The organism is Nostoc sp. PCC 7107, assembly GCF_000316625.1.
Classification (GTDB): Bacteria; Cyanobacteriota; Cyanobacteriia; order Cyanobacteriales; family Nostocaceae; genus Nostoc_B.
This window is the reverse complement of the sequence record NC_019676.1, coordinates 4,770,140-4,793,854: the sequence shown is the minus strand read 5'-3', so window position 1 is coordinate 4,793,854 and position 23,715 is coordinate 4,770,140. Positions and strand designations below refer to the sequence as shown.

Annotated in this window: 22 protein-coding genes, 1 tRNA gene and 1 other annotated feature; of the genes, 13 read left to right on the top strand and 10 right to left on the bottom strand. The window is 39.9% G+C overall.

The genetic code is table 11. The annotated features are described in order from the left end of the window. Nucleotides 1-5 precede the first annotated feature (5 nt). On the bottom strand, nucleotides 6-944 hold the full coding sequence (locus NOS7107_RS20450; protein ID WP_015114852.1) for a glycosyltransferase family 2 protein: 939 nt from the start codon (nucleotides 942-944) through the stop codon (nucleotides 6-8). Between the two features lie 151 nt (nucleotides 945-1,095). Here NOS7107_RS20450 and rplS point away from each other — a divergent pair, with 151 nt between their 5' ends. The 8 genes from rplS to rplL all read left to right on the top strand — a co-directional run bounded on the left by rplS (nucleotide 1,096) and on the right by rplL (nucleotide 5,371). Beyond that, nucleotides 1,096-1,458, top strand: coding sequence for a 50S ribosomal protein L19 (gene rplS / locus NOS7107_RS20445; RefSeq protein ID WP_015114851.1), 363 nt, complete (start codon nucleotides 1,096-1,098; stop codon nucleotides 1,456-1,458). Between the two features lie 149 nt (nucleotides 1,459-1,607). Beyond that, nucleotides 1,608-1,680, top strand: a tRNA-Trp gene (locus tag NOS7107_RS20440). A 192-nt stretch (nucleotides 1,681-1,872) separates the two neighbouring features. After that, on the top strand, nucleotides 1,873-2,094 hold the full coding sequence (gene secE / locus NOS7107_RS20435; RefSeq protein ID WP_015114850.1) for a preprotein translocase subunit SecE: 222 nt from the start codon (nucleotides 1,873-1,875) through the stop codon (nucleotides 2,092-2,094). Continuing rightward, nucleotides 2,094-2,726: a transcription termination/antitermination protein NusG gene (gene nusG, locus NOS7107_RS20430; protein WP_015114849.1), complete on the top strand. Its 633-nt coding sequence runs from the start codon at nucleotides 2,094-2,096 to the stop codon at nucleotides 2,724-2,726. The genes secE and nusG overlap by 1 nt, the downstream gene beginning before the upstream one ends. Before the next feature lie 6 nt (nucleotides 2,727-2,732). Beyond that, the gene (gene rplK, locus NOS7107_RS20425) at nucleotides 2,733-3,158 is read left to right on the top strand and encodes a 50S ribosomal protein L11 (protein WP_015114848.1); all 426 of its coding nucleotides are present in this window, start codon (nucleotides 2,733-2,735) and stop codon (nucleotides 3,156-3,158) included. 126 nt (nucleotides 3,159-3,284) lie between these two features. After that, nucleotides 3,285-4,001: a 50S ribosomal protein L1 gene (gene rplA / locus NOS7107_RS20420; RefSeq protein WP_015114847.1), complete on the top strand. Its 717-nt coding sequence runs from the start codon at nucleotides 3,285-3,287 to the stop codon at nucleotides 3,999-4,001. A gap of 42 nt (nucleotides 4,002-4,043) precedes the next feature. Then, nucleotides 4,044-4,210, top strand: a sequence feature (ribosomal protein L10 leader region). 62 nt (nucleotides 4,211-4,272) lie between these two features. After that, nucleotides 4,273-4,812, top strand: a complete 540-nt coding sequence (gene rplJ / locus NOS7107_RS20415; protein ID WP_015114846.1) for a 50S ribosomal protein L10 — start codon at nucleotides 4,273-4,275, stop codon at nucleotides 4,810-4,812. A gap of 175 nt (nucleotides 4,813-4,987) precedes the next feature. Then, nucleotides 4,988-5,371: a 50S ribosomal protein L7/L12 gene (rplL, locus tag NOS7107_RS20410; protein ID WP_015114845.1), complete on the top strand. Its 384-nt coding sequence runs from the start codon at nucleotides 4,988-4,990 to the stop codon at nucleotides 5,369-5,371. Nucleotides 5,372-5,508: 137 nt separating this feature from the next. Here rplL and NOS7107_RS20405 read toward each other — a convergent pair whose 3' ends face one another. Further along, nucleotides 5,509-6,531 carry a PleD family two-component system response regulator gene (locus NOS7107_RS20405; RefSeq protein WP_015114844.1) on the bottom strand — a complete coding sequence of 341 codons (1,023 nt, stop codon included), beginning with the start codon at nucleotides 6,529-6,531 and terminating at the stop codon, nucleotides 5,509-5,511. A 951-nt stretch (nucleotides 6,532-7,482) separates the two neighbouring features. On the opposite strand from NOS7107_RS20405, the gene NOS7107_RS20400 reads away from it, so the two are divergent. Further along, a complete protein-coding gene (locus NOS7107_RS20400) occupies nucleotides 7,483-7,743 on the top strand; it encodes a chlororespiratory reduction protein 7 (protein ID WP_015114842.1) in 261 nt (86 codons plus the stop codon). A gap of 39 nt (nucleotides 7,744-7,782) precedes the next feature. After that, on the top strand, nucleotides 7,783-7,920 hold the full coding sequence (locus tag NOS7107_RS28725) for a hypothetical protein (RefSeq protein ID WP_157374097.1): 138 nt from the start codon (nucleotides 7,783-7,785) through the stop codon (nucleotides 7,918-7,920). A 28-nt stretch (nucleotides 7,921-7,948) separates the two neighbouring features. Here NOS7107_RS28725 and NOS7107_RS20395 read toward each other — a convergent pair whose 3' ends face one another. After that, nucleotides 7,949-8,494 carry a DUF2854 domain-containing protein gene (locus NOS7107_RS20395; RefSeq protein WP_015114841.1) on the bottom strand — a complete coding sequence of 182 codons (546 nt, stop codon included), beginning with the start codon at nucleotides 8,492-8,494 and terminating at the stop codon, nucleotides 7,949-7,951. Nucleotides 8,495-8,706: 212 nt separating this feature from the next. Here NOS7107_RS20395 and NOS7107_RS20390 point away from each other — a divergent pair, with 212 nt between their 5' ends. Continuing rightward, nucleotides 8,707-8,889 carry a hypothetical protein gene (locus tag NOS7107_RS20390; RefSeq protein WP_015114840.1) on the top strand — a complete coding sequence of 61 codons (183 nt, stop codon included), beginning with the start codon at nucleotides 8,707-8,709 and terminating at the stop codon, nucleotides 8,887-8,889. A gap of 134 nt (nucleotides 8,890-9,023) precedes the next feature. On the opposite strand, the gene NOS7107_RS20385 is transcribed toward NOS7107_RS20390, so the two are convergent. The 6 genes from NOS7107_RS20385 to NOS7107_RS20360 form a co-directional block, all read right to left on the bottom strand. Next, a complete protein-coding gene (locus tag NOS7107_RS20385; RefSeq protein WP_015114839.1) occupies nucleotides 9,024-9,437 on the bottom strand; it encodes a response regulator transcription factor in 414 nt (137 codons plus the stop codon). Between the two features lie 163 nt (nucleotides 9,438-9,600). Next, a complete protein-coding gene (gene ppk1 / locus NOS7107_RS20380) occupies nucleotides 9,601-11,808 on the bottom strand; it encodes a polyphosphate kinase 1 (RefSeq protein WP_015114838.1) in 2,208 nt (735 codons plus the stop codon). Nucleotides 11,809-11,943: 135 nt separating this feature from the next. Beyond that, nucleotides 11,944-16,077, bottom strand: a complete 4,134-nt coding sequence (locus NOS7107_RS27415) for a carboxypeptidase regulatory-like domain-containing protein (RefSeq protein ID WP_015114837.1) — start codon at nucleotides 16,075-16,077, stop codon at nucleotides 11,944-11,946. Between the two features lie 186 nt (nucleotides 16,078-16,263). After that, the gene (locus NOS7107_RS20370) at nucleotides 16,264-17,133 is read right to left on the bottom strand and encodes a molecular chaperone (protein ID WP_253274465.1); all 870 of its coding nucleotides are present in this window, start codon (nucleotides 17,131-17,133) and stop codon (nucleotides 16,264-16,266) included. A gap of 40 nt (nucleotides 17,134-17,173) precedes the next feature. Beyond that, entirely contained in the window at nucleotides 17,174-17,683 is a 510-nt protein-coding gene (locus NOS7107_RS20365; protein WP_015114835.1) for a hypothetical protein, read from the bottom strand. A 150-nt stretch (nucleotides 17,684-17,833) separates the two neighbouring features. After that, complete coding sequence (locus NOS7107_RS20360) at nucleotides 17,834-18,430, bottom strand: hypothetical protein (protein ID WP_015114834.1); 597 nt, start codon at nucleotides 18,428-18,430, stop codon at nucleotides 17,834-17,836. Between the two features lie 441 nt (nucleotides 18,431-18,871). Here NOS7107_RS20360 and NOS7107_RS20355 point away from each other — a divergent pair, with 441 nt between their 5' ends. Continuing rightward, nucleotides 18,872-20,284, top strand: a complete 1,413-nt coding sequence (locus NOS7107_RS20355) for a cell wall metabolism sensor histidine kinase WalK (RefSeq protein ID WP_015114833.1) — start codon at nucleotides 18,872-18,874, stop codon at nucleotides 20,282-20,284. Nucleotides 20,285-20,585: 301 nt separating this feature from the next. Next, nucleotides 20,586-21,440 carry a hypothetical protein gene (locus NOS7107_RS20350; protein ID WP_367579439.1) on the top strand — a complete coding sequence of 285 codons (855 nt, stop codon included), beginning with the start codon at nucleotides 20,586-20,588 and terminating at the stop codon, nucleotides 21,438-21,440. A gap of 74 nt (nucleotides 21,441-21,514) precedes the next feature. Here NOS7107_RS20350 and NOS7107_RS20345 read toward each other — a convergent pair whose 3' ends face one another. Further along, a complete protein-coding gene (locus tag NOS7107_RS20345; RefSeq protein WP_015114831.1) occupies nucleotides 21,515-23,575 on the bottom strand; it encodes a hypothetical protein in 2,061 nt (686 codons plus the stop codon). Between the last annotated feature and the right edge of the window lie 140 nt (nucleotides 23,576-23,715).

The following is a 23,715-nucleotide window of genomic DNA, read 5'->3' as shown; positions in this document are numbered from 1 at the left end:
TAAATTTAATACAAGACAAACTTGCGGATAAGTTGACTTTGAAAGTGCAAGCGGCGTAAAAAAATAGTAGTTAAGAAAATTCTCCATGCCATTGTCGAAAATGCCGACTTATTCAACATCATCAGAAAGTCTGGAACATTTCTCTGCTTCAGTTCTACAAACGCCCAATGTAATATGAGATATTTTTTTATATCTTCTATTTTGGGCAGATCCTGACGATACTTTTCATTAACTAAAGCATAAATTTTTTCCTTAATCAAAATATTTGTATCTAACCGCTTAGATATAGAAAACTTATGATTATAAGCACCTGACCAAATAGTCCGATAAGCTAAACATTGATTTAAGAAAATCGCATCACCAAATTGGGCAATGCGTAGCCAAGAATCTATGTCATCACAATTAGCATCAAGTTGAGAATCCCAACCATCTGTTTGACAAAAAGCATCACGACTACAAGCAACTTGTACAGGTGTCCCAAAAGGCAGTAATTCCAAAAGCATTCCATAGTGAATATCAGCTTGGGGAACAGAAAAAGCTAACCCATGTCCAAGTTGAGGAGTACGACTCAGTTCTACCCCATGTTCATCTACTTGAGCCGCCACACAAGAGCAAATCACTGCCCTAGGACAAAGAGCGATCGCTTTTAGCATCTCTTCGAGACAATTAGTTGCCAAATAGTCGTCATCATCCAAAAACTTAATCCAGTCACCACTGGCTTGATTGACTCCTGCATTTACCGTAGCTGCATGACCTTTGTTTACCTCATGGCGATGGTAAATTACTCTATTACCTAAGCTTTCTACGTAGGCTTGCGTGTCATCAGCAGAACAATCATCAGCTACAATCACCTCACAAGGAATTGTCTGGTTGATAGCAGAATCAACGGCTCGGCGTAGTAAGCTTACGCGGTTATAGGTAGTGATCACAACACTAAATTTCATAAACATCACACCTGTAGCAAGCTTTATGCAATATAGCTTTCATTTTTAGATATGGCGGATCGGGTAAAAATTTTAAATCTCACATATCACTAGACTGAAAGCAGATTCTCGATTTATTATGGATGATTGTGAGTTTTTCACCAGATAGGCTATGAACGCTCAAGAGATCATCCGCTCCATTGAAGCGGAACAACTAAAATCTAATTTGCCCAACATCTATGTGGGCGATACCATCAAAGTCGGCGTGAAAATCAAAGAAGGTGAGAAATACCGTGTGCAACCCTACGAAGGTGTTGTCATTGCTAAACGCAACGGCGGTATTAACGAAACTATTACCGTTCGCCGCGTATTTCAAGGAGTAGGCGTAGAGCGTGTATTTTTATTGCACTCTCCGCGCATCGACAGCATCAAAGTCATCCGTCGCGGTAAAGTACGGCGTGCTAAACTTTACTATCTGCGCGATCGCGTTGGTAAAGCTACCCGGATCAAGCAGCGTTTCGACCGCCCTTTGTAATTTTTGCTCAGGGTATGAGAGAAATCTCAGTTAACAAGCGGCTTTTGCCGCTAAGTTGTCTCCCCGACAAAAATCATGTACAATAAGAATCGCAATTGCGTTAAACTAAATAAAAGTTCAACGCAATCACCGAATCCAAACCAACCTGTGCGCTCTTAGTTCAGTTGGTAGAACGCAGGTCTCCAAAACCTGATGTCGGGGGTTCAAGTCCTCCAGGGCGCGCTCGCAAGCAAAAAATACAACCCGAAACAGTGGCACTTCTACATCAATGTAGTTAGTGCCAACGATTTCGGGTATAGTTGTTTTGTAACTTAGAGATTTTTGCTGCAAGTCAGCAGGATGGAATCAAAGCTGTAAAAGTAAGATAAAAATTAGCAAGATACAGCTGTACAAGAAACGGGGGGATAAACAACAGTGGCGAAAAAAACTGAAGCTGAAATGCCTGAAAACACTAGTGGGCTAAACGTACAAAACTTTATTCAAGGGACGAAAGAAGAACTTGAAAAAGTAGTTTGGCCAAGTCGCAGACAGCTAGTGAGCGAATCAGCAGCCGTGCTGTTAATGGTGACACTCTCCGCATCTTTGATTTATTTGGTGGATGGATTGTTTGCTTGGGCCGCAAAACAGGTGTTCTGATGACTTTTGCAACAGACGACCCACTTAACTCAAATTTGCAGTCAGAGGAAACGGCAGAAGCAGCGCTCAAAGAAGCGCGGTGGTATGCAGTACAAGTAGCCTCCGGCTGTGAAAAGCGCGTCAAAACCAACTTGGAACAACGCATCCAGACCTTTGACGTATCAGACAAAATAATTCAAGTCGAAATCCCCCACACACCAGCAGTAAAAATCCGTAAAGATGGCAGTCGCCAGCACACAGAAGAAAAAGTGTTCCCTGGTTATGTGCTAGTAAGGATGGTCTTGAATGACGATACATGGCAGGTAGTGCGTAACACCTCTCATGTAATCAACTTTGTGGGAGCAGAACAAAAACGTGGCAGTGCCAAAGGTCGTGGTCACGTTAAACCACTACCTCTGAGTTACTCAGAAGTAGAGCGCATATTCAAACAAACCACCGAACAAGAGCCAGTTGTCAAAATTGATATGGCGACAGGTGATAAGATAATCGTGCTTTCTGGCCCATTTAAGGACTTTGAAGGCGAGGTGATTGAAGTCAGTCCAGAGCGAAGTAAACTCAAAGCCTTGCTCTCGATTTTTGGCAGAGATACACCCGTTGAATTGGAATTCAATCAGGTAGAGAAACAGAGCTAAATACAAATGGCGAAAAAAGTAGTAGCGGTCATTAAACTGGCCCTGAACGCTGGAAAAGCCAACCCAGCACCGCCAGTAGGCCCTGCATTGGGTCAACATGGCGTTAACATCATGATGTTCTGCAAAGAGTACAACGCCAAAACAGCAGACCAAGCTGGTATGGTAATCCCTGTAGAAATTTCGGTGTATGAAGACCGGAGTTTTACATTTGTACTCAAAACCCCACCAGCATCAGTATTGATTCGCAAAGCAGCGAAAATCGAAAGAGGTTCTAACGAACCCAATAAGAAGAAGGTTGGTTCAATTACTCAAGCACAGCTGCGGGAAATTGCCCAAACTAAATTACCCGATCTCAACGCCAACGACATCGATGCGGCAATGAATATTGTGGCGGGAACCGCAAGAAATATGGGCGTTACGATTACTGAATAGTATAGAAAAGCAGGAGGCAGAGGGCAGAAGGCAGAAGAAAAATAGTGGACTTCGCAATCAGCACTCAGCACTTAAAAAACTATCGGGGGAGAAGCTTAACTTCGCAAATAACCCCAGGAGAGAAAAATGACAAAAAAAGTATCACGTCGCTTGCGAGAACTGCAAGCAAAAGTAGAAGATAGGGAATACTCACCCCTAGACGCTTTAACACTACTAAAAGAAACAGCAACAGCTAAATTTGCTGAAGCCGCGGAAGCACATATCCGCTTGGGAATTGACCCCAAATACACAGACCAACAATTACGGACAACGGTAGCGCTACCCAAAGGTACAGGACAAATTGTTCGGGTGGCAGTTATCGCTAGAGGTGAAAAAGTCACAGAAGCAAGCAACGCTGGTGCTGACATTGTTGGTTCCGAAGAACTGATTGACCAAATTCAAAAAGGCATGATGGACTTCGATAAACTGATTGCCACACCGGATGTTATGCCACAGGTCGCAAAACTAGGGAAATTGCTAGGGCCACGCGGTTTGATGCCATCGCCCAAAGGTGGTACAGTAACATTCGACATTGCAGGTGCGATCGCAGAATTCAAAGCAGGTAAATTAGAATTTCGGGCTGACCGTACTGGTATTGTTCATGTTATGTTTGGTAAGGCAGGTTTCGCACCTGAAGATTTGTTAGTCAACTTGAAAGCGTTGCAAGAAACAATCGACCGTAACCGTCCTTCAGGAGCAAAAGGTCGCTATTGGCGAACCTTTTATATCTCTGCTACTATGGGGCCTGCGATTAAAGTTGATATCACCGCTCTGCGGGATTTAAAACTTAACGAAGCTGCTTAATTTTGAGTCAATAGTCATTAGTCATTTGTAAAAACAAAAGACAAAACTAAATAGTTCAAACCGGAGACAGCAGGTGCGAATAGCTTAATATCCTGCCGAGGTAAAAACTCTAATTGCCTGAATTACTACCTACACGGTGTAGGTGTTACAGCGCCAAGAGCTTTACTGTGAAACCCCGGTTGAAAAAATCGGGGTTTATTGTTTTGGGTTGGTCAGAACTAGAAGACACAAGCAGGAAAATCACTGATTTTGCCCTTGGAGGTGAAACACGATGGGTAGAACGTTAGAAAATAAACAAGAAATAGTAGCTGACCTCAAACAATCTTTGAGTGAGTCAACTGTCGCATTGGTAATTGAATACCAAGGATTAACAGTTGCCGAAATCACAGATTTACGGAGGCGGTTGCGTCCAACTGGCACTACTTGTAAGGTAACAAAAAATACCTTAATGGGTATTGCCATTCAAGATGATGAGAAATGGCAACCAATGTCAGAGTTGCTGAAAGGTTCTTCCGCCTTTTTGTTAGTCAAAGAGGACTTCTCATCAGCAATTAAGGCTTACCAAGACTTCCAAAAAGCCACAAAGAAGACAGAAATGCGTGGCGGAGTCATGGAAGGCCGCTTGCTCAAAGAAGCAGATGTCAAGGCTTTAGGTGACTTGCCATCCAAGGAACAACTCATGGGTCAAATTGCTGGAGCTATCAACGCTTTAGCTACAAAAATTGCTGTGGGTATCAACGAAGTTCCTGGTGGCTTGGCTCGTGCTTTGCAGGCTGTGGCCGAACAAGAACAAGGAAATGCGGCCGAATAAAGTATGAAGTATCAAGTGTGAAATAAGCCGATTATTCAAAAATGGTTTATTTACTGTTTTTTCATTCTTTAGACTTCTTTAGTCAAGAGTCAATAGTCAGTGGTAATTACAAATGACGAATGACGAATGACAAATCACAAATAACCAATCAAACATTAATTACGGAGTTACATCAATGTCTGCAACAACCGATGCTATTTTAGAACAGTTGAAATCCTTGAGTTTGCTGGAAGCTGCTGAATTAGTTAAGCAAATTGAAGAAGCTTTTGGTGTAAGTGCTGCTGCTCCCGTTGGCGTAGCTGTTGCTGCTCCCGCTGCTGCTGCTGCTGAACCAGTAGAAGAAAAAACAGAGTTTGACGTAATTCTAGAATCTGTTCCTGCTGACAAGAAGATTGCCGTACTGAAGATTGTTCGGGAATTAACTGGTCTAGGTCTGAAAGAAGCAAAAGACTTGGTGGAAGCAGCACCCAAGGCTGTTAAAGAAGCTATTGCTAAAGATGCAGCTGAAGATGCTAAGAAGCGGATTGAAGAGGCTGGCGGTAAAGTTACTGTAAAATAGTCCAGTTTCAATACTAGTTTTAAAAAAGAAGCCTGTTCTAGGCTTCTTTTTTTATCGGATTCATATTATTCCATAGCGGTTTTTAGTCAGATGAACACCCATAATTTCAAGATTATGAGTTTGAGTTTCCGGCTATGTCACCTGAGAATAATCCGATTACGCCCTTCTGCCTTTGCTGTGTAAAGCGCTTTATCAGCCGCTACAATCAAATCTGAAGGCGAGGATTCCCAAGTTGGAATCAGAGTAGCTACCCCTATACTCAAGGTGACATATTCATTCACAGCAGAAGCGTCATGAGCAATTTGTAGGTTTTGGACACCAGTTTGCATAGTTGTCGCTACATAAAATGCACCAGAAGCGTGAGTATTGGGCATAACTATAGCAAATTCTTCGCCCCCATAACGTGCTACTAAATCGTGATGTTTTTGGGCATTTTTGCTCAAAACAGCACCTACCTTTTGCAAACAAACATCTCCAGCTGGATGACCATATTGATCGTTATAAAATTTGAAATAATCGATATCACATAAAATTAATGACAGGGGAGATTCATCCTGTGCCAAATTTATCCACTGCGTATTAAGATATTCATCAAAACGACGGCGATTAGCAAGACCTGTTAAGCCATCAACATTAGCAAGTTGCTGTAAAGCTAGATTTGCTGCTTCTAATTGTTTGTATACTTGCGCTTGTTGTAGTAGACGACGTAAACGCTGGCGCAAAACAGCCCAATGAATTGGCTTGGTAACATAATCAGATGCTCCTGCTTCAAAGGCACGGTCTACAGATTCTGCGTCATCCAAACTGGTAATCATTAATATTGGTGTTCTTTCCCATAATTTGGAGATAACGGTGTTACCAGTAGCAGAGTCAGTATCAAGATTTGCCAATGCTGACATGAGATTATTTCTGGCAATTTGGAGCAAGTGCTTACAACAAGTAAAGCCATCCATTACAGGCATGATTGCATCTAGCAATACTATGTCTGGTTTGACAGTCTCATAAGCATCTAAACACTGCTTACCGTCTGCAACTTCAACAACTCGATAGCCTTCTTGTTCCATAGCTTCACGCAAAAGCAGGCGGATGGTTTTATCATCATCAGCCACCAGAATTACTGGAGGTTGTTTAGGAAGAGAAAATGGGCTTAAGCCTGACATGAATTGCGTTCCACAGAAAATGAAAGTATCGCCTAGGGGTAAACTTGAGAAAACCTGCATAACACAAAAAATAGCCAATAAGCAAGATTTTGTGACAGTAAATATTACTGGAAGGCAACTGGCTGAAAGTTCATGACCGCAGTCGAAGTTGGAGGTACAGTAATGCTCTATTTTGTACAGGATGTTTAAATGTCTCTTGTAAGAGAGTGGTGCTAACTAACACTCTCTGATCACGCCATCTATCTGACTGACAACTGGGGCTGCGATCGCATAAAAGTTCAATCAAAGCTATAAATTTTATACCTAAGCTATCTGAATGCAGCATCAAATTTTTTCGGAAAAGAGAATATTTAATCAGCTTAAGCAAAGAAAAGTTTAGAAAAATCAGTTTCATAGACAATTTACTGAAAAGGAAAAAGCAATTTTTAGTTAGCTCTGGCTTTGCAAGGAAGTATTATGTTTATATTTCCCTAGTGGTAAAGTGTAATTACTATTTAATTACCATTTTGAGCAAAACTTCAAATCTACAACTATGCTGAATAAGCTCTAAAGCGACCTTAGCCACATACTGAGGAGATTCTCCGCAATTACAAAATATTTTTGAGAAAATAGCTAAACCTAAATCTGACAATCCCTGAATAGTATTAATATATATGGCTAAATTTCACCCATTTCAATTGATGGGTAATTACATAAATTACATGAGGTTAATATCAAGTTGTATAATAAGCTTTATTGTTTAGAGAGTGATTAACTTGAGAGTTAAGTAAAATTCCTGATTTCAATCTTAATAATTCATGTGTAATACAAAATATCTATAAAGCTTTCAATAAATTATAACTTTAGTGTCTAGAATATATAAAGATATAATTCCAGAGACACTTATTTAAGTAACTTGATTGAATATAAAGTTGTCTATAAAAATAAATTTAAATTAACTGAAGTACAAATATGCCAGATTCGTTAATGTATCAACAAGATAACTTTGTGGTGTTAGAAACTAATCAACCAGAACAATTTCTGACAGCATCAGCATTATTTGAAAAGCTGAAAACAGTTTTACAAACAATTAATGCTCAAGATTTACCACCAGATTTACAAAATATTGATTCTTTGGAAGCTAAAGTCCAATATCTCATCGATACTAGTTGTGAGTTAGATATTGGAACTGGTCAATATTTGCAGTGGTATGCAGTCAGATTAGAAAAATGATTTATGGTCAATAGTCAATGATCATCAGTCATTGGTCTAATGATATGCAAGGTATGGCAAAATGCTTGGCTCGTTTTGTCATCCAGCGATATTGTGAGAAACAGTCTTTATGGCGATCGCACTGCGGCTATATTGATTGATGAAATTTTGAGCGATCGCAAAGTCAATAGCCAATAATTAATATTGATTGACTATTGACCATTGACTATGGATTAGTAACTAACGCTAACTCAATTTTATCTTCGGCTGGCTGGGTGATTTTTATCTCTACTCCAGGGCCAAAATAGCTGGTCATTTTTGCTTGTTTTTCTTGCCAAACATTAATCGGTATTAAAGGAGAATCAAATTCTAAAATTAACGTGTAAGCGCCATTAATATCCTCTTCTCGTAAACCTGTAACAATTGGTCTTTCTTCATCAGAGGGACTGAGACCCAAGTAAGAAAGTGCTACATCTAAGTGAGCATCTTGCCCGTAACAATACCGGGTGATGTCTTTGCGAATTTTATTTTGAGTTACAGTGGCTTGCTGTTCCCGCAGAGATAATACTGATGGTGTTGTCGCTTGGCTAAAGGGTATCGGGTTAATTTCATTGGCTTTGAGTGCCAGTCCTCCCAACAACAGAGGAAAACCGTAAAAGAAGCCTACAAGATTAAGTGTGGCATTATTGGCAGCATAGGCTATGAAGCCAACAAGAGTTAATATGCTGCCGATAGTTAAACCCAGAGTTCCCAAAGATATTTTACGTAACATGAGCCAAAGATAATATTTATTAACACGTTAGTTTTATTATCATCGGCTATGTGTAACAAATTAGGAAAGCCCAACGACTTAAAAACTGAGTTGCTTGATTCTTAGCAACTTAGATGGTGATGTGGGTAACAACTTTTGCTTGCTTGAGCAAGCTTCGCACTGTTTTGCGTTAACTTTAAACTGGACTGTAGTTAATAAAAGGCAGACAAGCAATGGATTTACAAACTATCAAAGACCGAATTGCGGTAGTTAAAAGCAAACGCGACTACCTTTTAAGCCTCTTAGAACAGCCAAACTTGGGAACTTTGAGAGTCGATGTCAATCAGGCTTTAGAAGAACTAGATGACTTAATTGATGAATATAAACGTACTATCCCAGAAATAGGAAATAATTAAGTTGCACTAAAAATTGCGTCGGTATCTCTAATAAGTAAGAGTTATGCCGACGCTTCTCAATCATAAAACATTACCAACTCTCCAGAACTGAGCCAAGCCTAAGTCAATGTGACATTATTTTGGTGCAAGATTTATCAAACAATTTCACTATCTCCTCTACGGTTGCCTAATTGTCTGACTAAAGCAATAAGTTCCGTTGTAGATACATCTTTCTTACAGAAATCATCAAAGTTAGCCATTCCCCTCGCGCGTGGCGAATTAGCATCTTCTACGGAGGAGTAAGCAAGTATCTGAGTATGGGGAGAGAAGGCCTTAATTTGACTAGAAGCACTCCAACCATCCATTATAGGCATCTGTAAATCTAAAACAATTACATCAGGCAGATAGCGTTTAACCATTTCTATAGCTTCTTGACCGTTACTAGCTAACCCAACAACTTGAATATTTTCTTGACAAGAAAAAGCTAATTTTAGGGTTAAACGAGTCAGTTCGTGGTCATCAACTACGAGAACGCGTAAAGCAGAAGACTCACAGGAGAGCATTAACATTCAAGGAAAGAAAAAAGTAGTTACAACAATGTTCATAGTCTATGAGAGCAAGTACAGACAATTACTCTATCTTATGGTTGAATCACTACTTTTTTCACAACTAATTCATCTAGATAAAATTGGGAAAAATTAAAGTTTGCTAAAAAAATAAAATTTTTCCTAGTTACTCAGTATAAGAAAGACCTTTCTGTGAATCTAGCAAGTTAGGGGTTCCGCCTGTAGAACGCAATGCCATATTCATAAAACTTATTTGTGAATTAGCTTCTGGGCAATCATCTTCAGGACGGCGTTGTATGTAACTACCATCAGCTTGTAATTCCCAAGCTTGGCGGTTATCTGCCAACATAATTCCCAAGATTTCTTGCAAATCTTTAGCAATATCTTGATCTTTAATTGGCGTAATTACTTCTACTCGTCGATCTAGATTGCGGCGCATCCAGTCAGCGCTGCCAATATAGATTTCTTCTTGGCTATTATTGTAGAAATAATAAATGCGAGAGTGTTCTAAAAAGCGACCGATAATGCTGATTATGCGAATATTTTCACTAATGTCTTTGAGTCCTGGACGTAAACAGCAAATGCCTCTAATAATGAGGTCAATTTGCACACCAGCACGAGAAGCTTCGTACAAAGTAGCGATGATTTGTGGGTCAACCAGAGAATTCATTTTGGCAACAATGCGTCCAGTAAACCCTTTCTGAACATTTGTAATTTCGCGCTGAATTAAAGACAAAAAGCGATCACGCATATTCACTGGTGCAACTAATAATTCTCGATAAGATTTCTGTCGTGAATAACCAGTCAAAAAATTAAACAAATCTGTAATATCAGCACCTAATTCTTCACGACAACTAAATAATCCTAAATCGGTATATAGTCGTGCAGTTTTTGGGTTGTAATTTCCCGTGCCAATATGCACATAGCGGCGCATTCTATCTTTTTCTCGTCGCACTACCATGACAGTTTTGCAATGGGTTTTTAAGCCAACTAACCCATAGACAACATGAACGCCCACTCTTTCTAAACGCCTTGCCCAGTAAATATTATTTTCTTCATCAAAGCGGGCTTTTAATTCAACTAATACTGATACTTGCTTACCATTTTCAGCCGCTGCAATTAAAGCGTTAACTATCGGTGAATCACCGGAAGTTCGGTAAAGGGTCATCTTGATAGCTAAGACATTCGGGTCATGGGCTGCATGGGTAATAAAACGTACAACTGTTGCCGAAAAAGATTGATAGGGATGGTGGACGAATAAATCCTTTTCTCTAATCACTGCAAAAAAATCTTTGCCTTCTTCCATTTCCAAGACATCTTCGTCTATGTGCGGTTCGCGTAACCGTTGCAGACGGGGAGGGACGACAGACTGACGAGGGGGATCTTTCAGTTCCGCCAAGGGCAAAGCCATGAAATACATTAAGTCTCGCAGACCCAATAAACCATCTACTTGATAAACATCGCTGTCGGTCAAATCTAAATCTTGTAACAAGCGTGTCCGAATTGGTTCTGGTGTCTGGGATTGAATTTCTATTCTGACAGGACTACCACCAATGCGGCGTTTGCGTAGTTCCTGTTCAATGGCTAATAACAAGTCGTCGGCTTCATCTTCTTCCAGTGCTAAGTCAGCATCACGAGTAATGCGGAAGGGGTGATATTCTTGGATATTCATCCCCGGAAATAAAGCATTTAAATTATGGGCGATCGCCTGTTCTAAAGGTACACCTGTCCAGTTGGCGGGTTGTCCATTTTCTTGAATGCCTAACTCTGGTGGTAAAGGCAAAAATCGTGGTAAAACGCTAGGGACTTTGACTCTAGCAAAAAATTCTTCTTCGGTATCTGGGTTTTTGACAACAACTGCCAAATTTAAACTGAGATTGGAAATGTAGGGGAAAGGATGGCTAGGATCAACAGCCAAAGGAGTCAAAACTGGAAAGATTTGTTCTTCAAAATAATTATCTAAATAAGTCCGTTGTTTCTGGTTTAAATTAATGTAGTCAAGGATATGAATACGCTCCTTGGCCAATAGTGGACGCAGGACTTGTTCAAAATGTTGATGCTGTTTGACTACTTGCGGACTAAGATTTAAGCGAATATCATCCAGTTGTTGTTGCGGGGTACGTCCATCAGGCGTTAACTGAGTAACTTTCGCTTCCACCTGTTGCTTTAAAGCAGCAATCCGCACCATGAAGAATTCATCTAAATTAGAACTGAAGATGGCTAAAAACTTCAGTCTTTCTAAAAGTGGTGTGCGTGAATCGCAAGCTTCGTGTAGTACTCTATGATTAAATTCCAGCCAGCTTAACTCTCGGTTGAGATAGTATTGTGGATCGTTGAGATTGATGGGATTGGCGCTCTTTTTAGATTTCGGCATGACGATCTGCGGGTAGCCAGAAGTAGCCCACACGACTGGAGAACAATAAACATAGTAGTGGAAATCTGTAATGAACGAGAAGTTAGTTTTTTACAAAAGCTAGAAAATATTAGATTTTAAATTTGAGATTTTGGATTATTTTTCTTTAATTTCTTTGGCTGCTGTCGAAATTGGTAATTGCAGATTTTGGTCGTAGACGAATTCGTTGTGAATATTTACCTCGCGCTTGGGGAAAGTCTCACTATTGGCGATCGCATCTTGAGGCGGAACCCGCAATGTATACTTGCCAACGGGAACACCATCTACACGATACAGACCAAATTCGTCGGTCATCGCTGATAAAACTTCTGTACCAGCAACATTTACTAGTTCTACCCGCACCTCAGACATTGGCTGACCTGCAACATCGGTAATTCGACCAGCTAAACCATATTCTAATCTGGCGGCAAAATCTACATTAGTGACACCTGCCATTCCCACCTCAGCTACCCTACCTGTTTTTGGTAAGGTAAGTTCTACAGGTAATTGTTCTGGGTCAACTTCGACTCGATAAATACCTTCTGGCAAACCACCGACAAAGAAGTTCCCGCTAGAGTCAGTCTTTGCACCGCCAACAGGCTTGTTGTGGTTATTTATGATCCTTACACTAGCACCGCTTAAGTCGTAACCTTTGTTTTCATCGGAGACAGTAATACGTCCGGCGATCGCACCGCGATCCTTACCTAAAGAGCTAAAATTACTGGGAACGGCTCTACCACCAGCAAACGATAAGTCTGAGACTAATGATACTGTCAGGCGATCGTCATCAAAACCACCAAAGCTATTTCTTCTCCCAGCAAAGGGAATACCTTGATATTCAACCCTGGCAAATAACCCAGGCAATACCTGCATACTAGCACCAACAATCGGCCCAAAATTTCCCTCACGGTAAGCCAGCCCCATTCGCCAACTTAGTTGTCTAATACTTGGAGGGTTATAACTCAACGTAGCTGTATAGCGAGTAGCATAATTACCACCAAAATCAGTACCTAAAGACAGCTGATAACTGCGATTAAAGTCATAACTTAGATCACTAGCATATCTATCGCCATAAGTATTAAAAGATAGTTTGGCAGCACGATTGACTTGATAAAAAGCATTGAATAAATATTGTCCGGTAATATCAGGTCTACCGCTTAAAGATAAACGAGCAAAAGGCCGTAAAGAGAAAGTAGGTGAAATATAATCATTAGAATCACTACCACTTTTACGGCTGCGGGCTAGAAAACCTAACTGAAAATTATTATTAAATCGATAACTTACTTCTGCACTATGGTTAAAAAACTCACCAGAGTTCTTCCCATTACGATATCCGTTTGGATAAGATTGAGAATTAGCTGTAATATCTAATTTTCCTAACTGGATATCTAAATCAGTGTTATAGCCTAACTTACCAAAAGAATTACCCACACTAGCAGACAAAACCAAAGGATTAGCTACTCGCCAAACCAACCCAGCTTGACTTTGTAATGTATTAGGAATAGCCTGTACAGAACCTTCAAAAGTTAAATTATTAGAAAGACCTTGACGAATTTGATAAAATCCAGCAAACTGACCAGCATCAACCCCACTGTTATTATCAAATAAAGAATTTTGAACTAAATTTCCAGTTAAACCTACCCCAGCTAACTGAACATTCCCACCTGCTGGAAGTAATAAGTCAGAAGCATTAATTCTCACAGATCGAATCTCACTGGGAACATTGAGATTATTGCGTTCAAAAACTAAAATTTCAATCTGATTATTTTGTCCAACAGGTAAATTAACATCAACGAATTCATATCTGCCATCAAATCCCACTTGCTGTTGTGCCACAACAATTCCAGAAACCCTGAGTTGCACAAAACTAGCAGGTGGAACTACACCTTGGAAAGTTTGTAAAGGTCTAGAACGTCTCGGTAATAACTCATTAGCACTATTAGTTTGATTAAAGCGATTTGTTGGTATATTTGTATAACCGAATTGCGCTCCTGTCAAATTCAGACTATTTACTAGTGGGCTTATACCAATTTGTTGACGACCAACTTGATAAAGGAATCTGCCATTACGTTTATAATAAAAATATTCAGATACATCAGGAGAATTTTCAAAATTATTATTGACACGTACACGCCATAAACCACCAGCTAATCTGCCACCTAAAAGTGTAGAACTGCGTAAATTTACATCCCCAGCATTATTAACAATATTTAACTCTTGCCTTAAATTAGAAAAACCATTGAGTGGGGCAAATACATCTGGTTGTAAGTTAACTGCTTCATTTGTATATGCTGTACCATCACCACGCCAAGGTAAATCAATAATCAAAGCTAGATCCAAAGAGTTAAATTCAATATTAGAAGATAATTTATCTCTAATAAAAGCATCACTAATATAGTTAACACCTTTAAAATTTTGAATATCATCTTCAGTCAGATTAATTGCACCTAAAGGCGTGTTTAAATATGTATTATTATCTTTTGTTTCAACTGCAATACCAGCAAATTTAGCAAAATCATCTAAAGGCAACAGCAAAGTATTTCCTTGACGGATAACATCTAAGTTACCTACTTCTCTCCTGTTAATGATTACTCCAAGCAATAAATTTTCTAAATTTGAGCTTGCTGTTTGAGTGAAAGTTATGCGTGAGTTATCATCTACATTTAATGTATTCGTGCTGACATCTACCCCTTGTTTCTTCGGCTGTATTTCAGCGGGTTTAGTGTTGAGAGGTTCTGTCGTTGATTCTGCTGATGAACTTGTTGTAGGAATAGGATTAGTTGCAGTTTTTTGTGGAACCTGTCGATGAGTAGGTTGTTTTGTTAAAAACGCTGATAAATCTTCCGATTTTTTTGATGTCTGGCTGGTAGTTGGAACTTCAGCAGGTACATTGGCAACTTGATATTGAACTGATGAATGAGGTGGTTGTTTAGTTAAGAAAGTGGTTAAGTCATGAGAACTTATCGAAGTTTCACTAGTTGCTTCGGTAGATGCAGTTGTCGTAACATCAGGAAACTGTGATTGAGATGCTTGTTTAGCTAAAAAATTCCCGAAATTATCAGTAGTTGTATCAGTTTCGTTGGTAGCTACTTCTGAGAGTGCTGTTACTGTTTGCGACCTTTGTTGAGTTACAAAAGTTGCTAGGTCTTCTGGTGCTTTGGCCGCAATTGTAGTTGACGCAGAAGCTGTTGTAGTTTGACCTTGTTGTGGTTGTTTGGTCAAAGAACTAGAGAGTTCTTCCGATTTTTTGGCAGCATCAGCAGTGCTGGCAACTTCAACTTTAGTATTTAGTGCCTGTGGTTGAGGTGGTTGTTTTAATGTTGTTGAGTCAGTTTCATTACTAGCGACTTTAGCAGGTGCTGTGGTTCTTGTACGCTGAACTGATGCTTTTGGTTTGGTCTTTTTGTTGGGTGTTGTAGCAGCAACTTGAGTAGGTGCTTGAACTTTGCGTTGAGCAGAAGGTTGTGCTGGTTTTTTTGTTGTGGATGCTGAGTTATTTGGTGTTGTAGCAGCAACTTGAGCAGGTGCGTTGACTTTCTGTTGAACTGAAGGTTGTTTTGTTAATGACGCTGCTGAGTTATTTGGTGTTGTAGCAGCAACTTGAGTAGGTGCTTTGACTTTCTGTGTAACAGGAGGTTGTGACGGTCGTTTCGTTAATGACGCTGCTGAGTTATCTGGTGTTGTCACAGCAACTTTAGCAGGTGCTTTGACTGGTTCACATTTCACCAGTTGCTTAGTCAATAAATCAGGAGACTCTTCTAATTGTCCTGAACTTGCACTAGTTGAAGCTACTTGTGCAGATATTGTAGCTGTTTTGCATTGATCTAGTTCTTTAGTTGACTTGTCTGATATTTCGGGAATTCCACTAGTAAAGGAAATATCAGAGAGTATTGTACCTGACTTCTTCTGTAGAACTGATGCTTTCTCAGAATTGTCCTCATTTGACTTGTCTGATATGTCGGGAATTCCAGTTGTAAAGGAAACATCAGCGAGTATTGTATCTGACTTCTTCTGTAATACTGGCGCTTCACCAGAATTACTCTCAGCAGAAGATTCCCATTCTTCTAAGCCATTGGTGGAAAACTCCGCTTCTGGTGCGGTTTCTGGTGGAAGTGGAGTAGCTACTGTGTGCCGCGCAGTTTTATACGCTGGGTTAGCACTATTTTTATCCGGCGCTGCAATAGGAGTATCTTGCGCGGGTAGAGTGGTAACTTCTGCTGGTGGTAAAGGTGGTGAAGCTTGGTAGATCATACTTGTATACAAATGCTGGTACGACAGCCTAAAAAAGTTCGAGGCTGGAAATTAATTGCAGAGACAGACAAGGTAAATAACTTAAAAAACTAGAGAATTTCGGTTGGATAACTGGCAAAATCTATATGATGTGAGGAGAGATTAGAAGATTACCAGAAGTGAGAAAACTTATGTTTAAAAGCTGTTTTATTTACTTCTGGCTGTAACTGTAAAAGGAATACCTTTATCAATTGCACCGCCATTCAAATTACCATTAACATCTAAAACATATTGACCAGGAGGCAGTTTTTGACTAATGTTAAGTATTAATTGACGACGAGTACCAGGTAACACAGGTGTTGAAGGTAGCATTCCAGCATCCAACACACCATCTGGTTTCTTGTTTTTTTGGTCTTGCAAGTTAGCTATTGGCTTAGTAGCGCTGGCACCAGGATATTTGTTAGCAGCCCAAATTGCATATTGACCATTCATTCGCACATAAGCATTACCTTGGCTAGAAATGTCAAATGCAGCTTTGAGGTTATTGGCTTTACTATCAACCGAAATGGAATTGAGAACACCTACTTTTTTTAAACTACCAACATAAGCATAGACAGCAACACCAAAACGCCCTAAAACTCTAACTCCAGAATTGGCTTTTTTTTCTGGGGTAGAATTGACTTCTTCAACAAATATTAAAGCGCGGTGTTCTCCTGCTTGAGGTTTAACACGAGGGCGAATTGAAAAACGCACAGTTTGGGTTTTGCCAGGAGGAAGGGTAAAGGTTACAGGGTTGACGGTAATCCAGTTATCTAGAGATTGCTCTGTTGATTTTACAGGTTGAATTTCATTTTTTTCGTCAATTGTCCAACCTTGAATATAAATCCTAAATGTTGCTGGTTGATTATCAATATTAACAACGCGAAAAACCTGAGTTTTTGGTTTTTTCTCATCAATTTTTAATTCAAATCTCGGCGGGCTAACTCCAATTGCTATTGCGAGGGCATGGTGACAATTCAAAGCTAATGTACTTAGTGTTAATAACGTACTAGCCCCAATTTTATAAATGCTGTTCACTACTTTTTGCTGCTGATTCATTGGTTAATTGAGTTAAGATTTAAATCCCAGTAAATGTTACCCTTAATATTCCTGAATAAGAGCCGGAAGTTTTGATATCTGAAAAGTCTAAGTTAAAAGTGGCTCCTCCCTGGAGTGTTCTCTTAGCAGCATTAGGGTCTATAGTTGGGTTAATAGGAGTAATGGAAACCTTGATTTCCTCACTAATGCCTTCTTTGCTCAGACTATCAGGATTACCTTGATTTGAATTCAACCCATAACTAACAGATATTTGGTTTTCATCTTGTGTTTCTGACAGTTCTAGTTGCCAGAGTTTTGCGACTGTCCGACTCACTTGAGTAGTCAGTGAAGGTGTGGGTAACGATGGATTGATCAAGTTTGTTTCTATTTTGCCGTTACCTACTTGATTAGAACCTTCAGAAAAAACATCAGTTACTTTAATTGGTTCTAGAGTAAGGGTAGTACCGGGTAAACCGAATTGCCCAAAGGTCTTGGGTTGATACAATAGAAATACAGACAAAAATGTGCTGATAAATAGTAGTCGTTTCATCAGATGCTTACCTGACTAAATCAAAAAATGACCTTGAGATATTAAGTTCTGGGAAGAGCATTTAACCTAATAGCGTAATTTTGCTCTGAGCCAGAACTTGCAATTTTTGCCTCTTGGTTAGATGCAACTCAAGGCCAAAATATACTATGTCTAAATACCTGTAGCTGTGATTCTCAAAGCTTCTCCAGTAGGAGGAGAGTATGTCCCTGATGCTGTGGCATTTGCGAAGTTAAATGCAAACTGTACGTTTCCGAGAATAGGGTCTAAGGTTGTATCAAGACCTGGAGCAGCAGCTGATTGAGCTGAGGTAGGTGAGACTATGGAAATATTTATCTGATTGCTAGATGAGGTATCACCATTCAGGTAAAGTAGTCCAGAACCGTTATACGCAACGCTATGTTCAATCTGGTTATTTGCACCAGTACTAGTACCCCAAATTCTATAAACTAAAACATCCCCTGTTGTAATTGTCCCAGCAGTAGCATTTAAGTTACCAGGATCGGGAAGAGGTGTATCAACGCTACCATCAGAGGTAAAGTTTCCAGTAGTGGTTTGAGGAACTCCAAAAAACTCTGAGCTATTAGGTCTGAAAGTAAGGCTTTGGTAAGTTTGGATGTAAATAATCTCTGGGACTTCGACGTTGATTGGAACATCAACAAATGCTGCTTTAACAGGCGCAGATAATAAAGTATTGGCCAGAGAGGCTGCACCGAGAGTAAATGCTGCTAATAAGAAGTTCTTTTTCATGGGGGCTGAATTAATACTCTTTAGAAAAAGATTACAAAATCAATGTAGCCGTTGTAGCAAAAATAGCACCTCAGAGAATTTACCAAAGTCTACGCATTTTACATATATTTGCTTTAGTAAAACTACTCCATAAAGCTACTGTAAAAGCCTGGATTTTTAGAGATATTTTTCCTAAGTATATCGATAAAAATTTACTAGAAATATCTCTGTTTACAGTAAAATTACTATTGGTGTACTAGGTTGTCCATCTATTTATTAAGCAGTTTAGAAGTTAAATTTGGGATGCAGATATAACTTCTAAACTGCTACGTTGATAAGTCGGAAATAAATTCACTTTCCTATCATTTAAGTGACTAGCCATAAAGTCTTGTAATCAACTATATTTTTAGCTATTAGTTACTGTTCTCAATAAATCTACTTAAGTAGATTTTAGTTGCAAGTATGTTTCAAGCTACTCGCCGTCGGTTGGCTATTTGGTACACTGCCGTAACAGCAGTGTTGTTATTGCTGTTTGCTAGTGGTGTTTATCTATATGTCCGTAGTACGTTAGTGGAGCGGATTGATGATACGTTGAATCATGTGGTGGAAATTGTAGAGCGATCGCTTGTCATTGAGCCAGTAAATAATGAAACTAATAAACTCCGCATCAATATAGAAGCCAGTTTTCGCAACAATGCCAATCATGTAGAGGATGACCACATTGACTTAGAATGGTTTAGTCCTACAGGAAAATTACTTTGGTCAACTTTATCAGAACCTCTCAATATCCCTATTCACGGTAATCATACTGGTGAAACAGTCCGTGTACCCAAACAAGACCAATGGGGAGACTCAGAACTATCGTTGCGTCAAGTCACTCAGCGTGTGGAATTTGGCCGACAAGTCTTAGGATATCTGCGTGTAAGTCATCCTTGGTTTGAAGTTACCAAACCCAGCCGCCAGCTAATTTTGGATTTAGCACTGGGGATTTGGTTAATGTTAGTGTCTGTAGCTGCAAGTGGCTGGTTTCTTTCGGGGAAAGCAATGGAACCAGTCGGTGATTCTTACCAAAGGCTGAAGCAATTCACGGCTGATGCTTCCCATGAACTCAGAAGTCCCATTACTTTAATTCAAACTAATGTGCAAGTTGCCTTAAGTGAATTGGAGTTGGTGGAAACAGAAGTGAGTACTTCTAGCAACTATCGTCAGCAGTTAAAAGTAGTGGAACGGCTGACACAACGCTTAGGTAAGTTAGTTAATGACTTACTGTTTTTAGCACGACAAGATAGCGGTATCAGTAAAGATGTATTCTCACCTTGTCCTTTAGATGCCTTACTGATGGAAGTTATTGAAGAACAGCAACTTCTCGCAGGTGAAAAAGGCATTGCTTTAAATTTAAATTTAGTTGATCCTCCTATTGCTGAAACCAGTCCTGAATTACTAGAAAATTGGTTCACTCTAGCTGGTAATTGGGATCAGTTGGTTAGACTATTGACAAACTTAATTAGTAATGCTTTACAGCATACTCCGGCTGGTGGCAAGGTAAATGTAGAATTAGCACGCCAAGAAGGAATCAGCCGTGTATCAAGAATGCGTGTAAGTACGGCGCAGTTACAAATTAAAGTGAGTGATACTGGCGTTGGTATTCCTACAGAAGCATTACCACGTTTGTTTGACCGCTTTTATCGGGTAGATCCTGCACGTACACATAAAAAAAGTGGCAGTAAAGCTACAGACAGTGCTACAGGTTCAGGATTGGGATTAGCGATCGCTCAAGCTATTGTCGAACATCATCAAGGCCAAATACAAGTAGAAAGTACCCTCGGTAAAGGTACAACTTTTATTGTCACTCTACCTATAACTCTAGAGTCTTAAATTTTATTTTATTTTTTTGTTTCCAGTGACAGATGAATCCATCTGACATTACTTACTAACTTATATAGCAAAGCTCGCATTTTTAAATCATAAATTTGAGCTATCACAGTTTACTGTTTACTCTATTGAGTATGCAGATAAATTGCTAATTTATTTTACTTAAATGCAGCTAATAAATAAATTTATTGGAGGAGATTAGATGCAAACTCCTATTGCAAAATCTAATATTTTTATTGAATTCACTGCTTTCTAAAGTTTCCAGACGGTTACTACTCAATTTTCTCAGGAGTTAAAAATGAATATGACTTATCAAAAATTACGCAAGTTTACTGAGATATTCGGCGCTGTTTGTGGAGGTTTATTGATTAGTGTGCCTGCGATTTCTCAAACAGCAGTAGCGCAACAACCAACTTCTGCAACACCGCAACAGTCTACCGCTAAAATTAACCCTTGCCCTAGTATTTTTTATGAAGAACCCCATAATAGTCGGGTTATAGTACCACAAGGATGTCCGCCTAATGCACTCACTCAAAGACTAGCTAATCAAGGCCTTCTACCTACGGCTCGCACAACTACATCCAGTCCATACCAAGCGGGCGTAGGTGGTGAAACACCGCAGGCTGGTGCTACTACACTTAATCCTTGTCCCCGAATTTTCTATGAAGAACCTTTCAACAGTAGAAATGTTGTACCTCAAGGATGTCCACCTAACGCTTTCTCACAAGGACAGCAACCGCAAGGGAACATTTCTAGTCAGGGCGTACCTGTAACTCCGCAAAGTTCTACAAGTAGAACCACCACAACTCAAACTCCTTCAGCATCTCAACAACAAGCACCTAGTACAACGATCGCTCTTGCTAATGGTAAAGTTGATGTGAAATTGATTAATGATACTGGAGCTAGAGTAACTTACCAAGTTATTGGCGATACAGAAGCGCGATCGCTAGAAGGTAAGTCAAATGTTATGTTACAAGGTATCAGCACCCCAGTTACAGTTACATTCCAACGCGAAGACGGCGGACTATTGTTAGTCACACCCCAAGCTTCTGCTGAACAATCAGGAATGTTAGAAGTAACTTTGAATGAAGCTACTGACTTAGCTCAAGATACTAAGGCTATGCGAATTCAACAAAACGGTTCAGTATTCTTGAATTAATTTTCATCAGGAGTAGGGAAAAAATCTTCAGCATATAGAAACTCTTATATTGAATATTTTCCTACTCCCTACTTTTACAAATTAGTACCCTCTGGAGTTGATGACTGGGGTAATATAGGCTCAGGTTGAGGTACGGGTTGAGGATTCAACAATTGCTGCCAATTTCTAATTTGTTCTTGTGCTGTGTTGTAAGCAGTTGTACCTCTAGGAATCAACTGAGCAGTTTCAATCGCTTTGCTGAGATTTGAACTACTCTGAGAGCGAGCGATGTCTAATAACTGTTGACTCCATTGGTCAATTGCTACATTCGCATCTAAACGGAGGATATTACTACTTGGTATTTTATCTGCTAAACGAATCGCTTCCAGGAACGCATCTGGTGTACCAACCACTGCAACCTCTCTAGCTCTATTCCAGTTATCTTTAGCACGAATTTGCCCTCGCCAATCATCGATAGCTGCTTGAGCTTCACCAGAAAGCGCTCTTCCAGAAGATGCAATTGTTTGGGCTGCATTAATAGCAGCATTTAAATCTCCGGTTTGAGCTAAATCTCTCGCCTGATCTAAGTATGGCTGATCTTGAATGCGTTGTACTTTAGCTGTCCAACTGTTAATTCTTTTGCGTGCTTCGGGATATAATGCTCGACCCCGACGAATTTGACTGGCTTCGGAGATTGCAGCCTGCAAAGAGTTGATATCCTCTAATAATGCTATTTGTTCTGCACGTTCTAAGTAGGGACGGTCTTCAATTGTCTCAACTTGAGCTTGCCAACGGCCTACTTCTTGCCTCGCTTCTGAACCACGGGGATTGTTAGAAGGAATCTGCTGTGCTTCAATAATTGCTGCCGCTAAATCGTTAATTGTACCTTGGCTTGCCAGTGTCCGTGCTTTTTCCAGACGAGCAACATCTTCAATTTCTAGTTGCCAGCGAGTAATTAAGTCTTGTGCTTTGTTATATTTTGGTCGGGACGGGTCAATTTCTTGCGCTTGAGCGATCGCTGTTTCTAAACTAGAAACTGTACCTATCCAAGCACTTCTTTGTGCATCTGCTAAAGAAATAAAGTCTTCGACATCTGCTTGTAACTTGGTACTATCAGGAATTTGTCTGGCAATATCTAAGGCTGCATCGGCATCCCGCGCATCCATCTTAGCTTGGGCTAATTCCAACATTTTGCGGCCAAATACAGGAATCAACTCCTGCGCTTTTTGATAAAAATAACTGTCTTTGCCAATTCCTTCGGCAATTTTAATTGCTTCTAATAAGTTATCTACTACTTTGGTTTTTGCTAAACTATCAGCTTTATCTAACTTATCCCCATCTTCCCGCACCGATACAATCAATCTATTGACTTGATCATACTTAGTAGTTGACCAGTATTTATTATCTATACGCAGTAATTTCGCCACCAGCAGCGATGCTGATTGCCAGCGTCTTTGCTGCAATTCTTCTTGTACTGCTTGATAAATTCCATCTGCTTTAGACCAGATAGATTCCCACTTGGCAATTTTCTCATCTACTAATTTATACGCAGGTAAGTCTTGGGGGATTTTCTGGGCTGTGGCGATCGCTTGCTCTAAATCTCCCGCTTGAAAACTTTGATCAGCTAACTGTAAAATATCCCGTGACCACTCCTCGACAAACCGATCAATTTCTCCGCGCAGAGGATGATTTTGTGGTAACTGTTTAACTAAGGCGATCGCTTGTAATAAATCATCTACCGTCTGCTTAGAAGCCGCCAATTGAGCGCAATGTAGCCGCACTGATGCACTAGCTAACGGCCAAAAAATAGATGGACAGTTAGGTGCAGTCGGTAATTTTAACAGCATTGCCATTGCGATAAACCCTATACTGCCAGGAATTAACGCTAACAATATTGACCATAACACCCAACTTTTCATCCAACGTCGCAATGGTCTAGAACGTTTGCTGGGTGAACTGGTTTCGGCGGAATGATGATCTCTTATTGGTAATTCTTCCGAGTTATTTTCTGTTTGTTGCTTCACTGACTTAGAGTTAGAACCAGTAGCTGGGATGCCAAATGCTTGAGTGTCACCGATGTTTGGTGTTCTGTTTGTGTGATCTGGCTCTCTGGCTCTGGCTGGAGACCAACCTTCTGGAATATCCCGCTCTGTCATCTCTCACACCAAAAATTTATTAAATAGCGATCGGCTCTAGGGCAAACAATTTTGGATTTTGGATTTTAGATTGACCCCACAGATAAATCTGGGGGCTGCTTGTACCATTAAGAAGCTCTATGTCAATAATTCGGTTGTTG

Excerpts from the sequence above, each read along its gene's own strand:
- NOS7107_RS20390 (WP_015114840.1), top strand. The coding sequence starts at position 8,707 with ATGGATTTACAAACTATCAAAGACCGAATTGCGGTAGTTAAAAGCAAA.
- NOS7107_RS20400 (WP_015114842.1), top strand. The coding sequence starts at position 7,483 with ATGCCAGATTCGTTAATGTATCAACAAGATAACTTTGTGGTGTTAGAA.
- NOS7107_RS20395 (WP_015114841.1), bottom strand. The coding sequence starts at position 8,494 with ATGTTACGTAAAATATCTTTGGGAACTCTGGGTTTAACTATCGGCAGC.
- ppk1 (WP_015114838.1), bottom strand. The coding sequence starts at position 11,808 with ATGCCGAAATCTAAAAAGAGCGCCAATCCCATCAATCTCAACGATCCA.
- rplA (WP_015114847.1), top strand. The coding sequence starts at position 3,285 with ATGACAAAAAAAGTATCACGTCGCTTGCGAGAACTGCAAGCAAAAGTA.
- rplK (WP_015114848.1), top strand. The coding sequence starts at position 2,733 with ATGGCGAAAAAAGTAGTAGCGGTCATTAAACTGGCCCTGAACGCTGGA.
- NOS7107_RS20365 (WP_015114835.1), bottom strand. The coding sequence starts at position 17,683 with ATGAAACGACTACTATTTATCAGCACATTTTTGTCTGTATTTCTATTG.
- NOS7107_RS20405 (WP_015114844.1), bottom strand. The coding sequence starts at position 6,531 with ATGTCAGGCTTAAGCCCATTTTCTCTTCCTAAACAACCTCCAGTAATT.
- NOS7107_RS27415 (WP_015114837.1), bottom strand. The coding sequence starts at position 16,077 with ATGATCTACCAAGCTTCACCACCTTTACCACCAGCAGAAGTTACCACT.
- NOS7107_RS20385 (WP_015114839.1), bottom strand. The coding sequence starts at position 9,437 with ATGTTAATGCTCTCCTGTGAGTCTTCTGCTTTACGCGTTCTCGTAGTT.
- NOS7107_RS20355 (WP_015114833.1), top strand. The coding sequence starts at position 18,872 with ATGTTTCAAGCTACTCGCCGTCGGTTGGCTATTTGGTACACTGCCGTA.
- NOS7107_RS20345 (WP_015114831.1), bottom strand. The coding sequence starts at position 23,575 with ATGACAGAGCGGGATATTCCAGAAGGTTGGTCTCCAGCCAGAGCCAGA.
- NOS7107_RS28725 (WP_157374097.1), top strand. The coding sequence starts at position 7,783 with ATGATATGCAAGGTATGGCAAAATGCTTGGCTCGTTTTGTCATCCAGC.
- NOS7107_RS20350 (WP_367579439.1), top strand. The coding sequence starts at position 20,586 with ATGACTTATCAAAAATTACGCAAGTTTACTGAGATATTCGGCGCTGTT.
- rplL (WP_015114845.1), top strand. The coding sequence starts at position 4,988 with ATGTCTGCAACAACCGATGCTATTTTAGAACAGTTGAAATCCTTGAGT.
- rplS (WP_015114851.1), top strand. The coding sequence starts at position 1,096 with ATGAACGCTCAAGAGATCATCCGCTCCATTGAAGCGGAACAACTAAAA.
- NOS7107_RS20360 (WP_015114834.1), bottom strand. The coding sequence starts at position 18,430 with ATGAAAAAGAACTTCTTATTAGCAGCATTTACTCTCGGTGCAGCCTCT.
- NOS7107_RS20450 (WP_015114852.1), bottom strand. The coding sequence starts at position 944 with ATGAAATTTAGTGTTGTGATCACTACCTATAACCGCGTAAGCTTACTA.
- nusG (WP_015114849.1), top strand. The coding sequence starts at position 2,094 with ATGACTTTTGCAACAGACGACCCACTTAACTCAAATTTGCAGTCAGAG.
- rplJ (WP_015114846.1), top strand. The coding sequence starts at position 4,273 with ATGGGTAGAACGTTAGAAAATAAACAAGAAATAGTAGCTGACCTCAAA.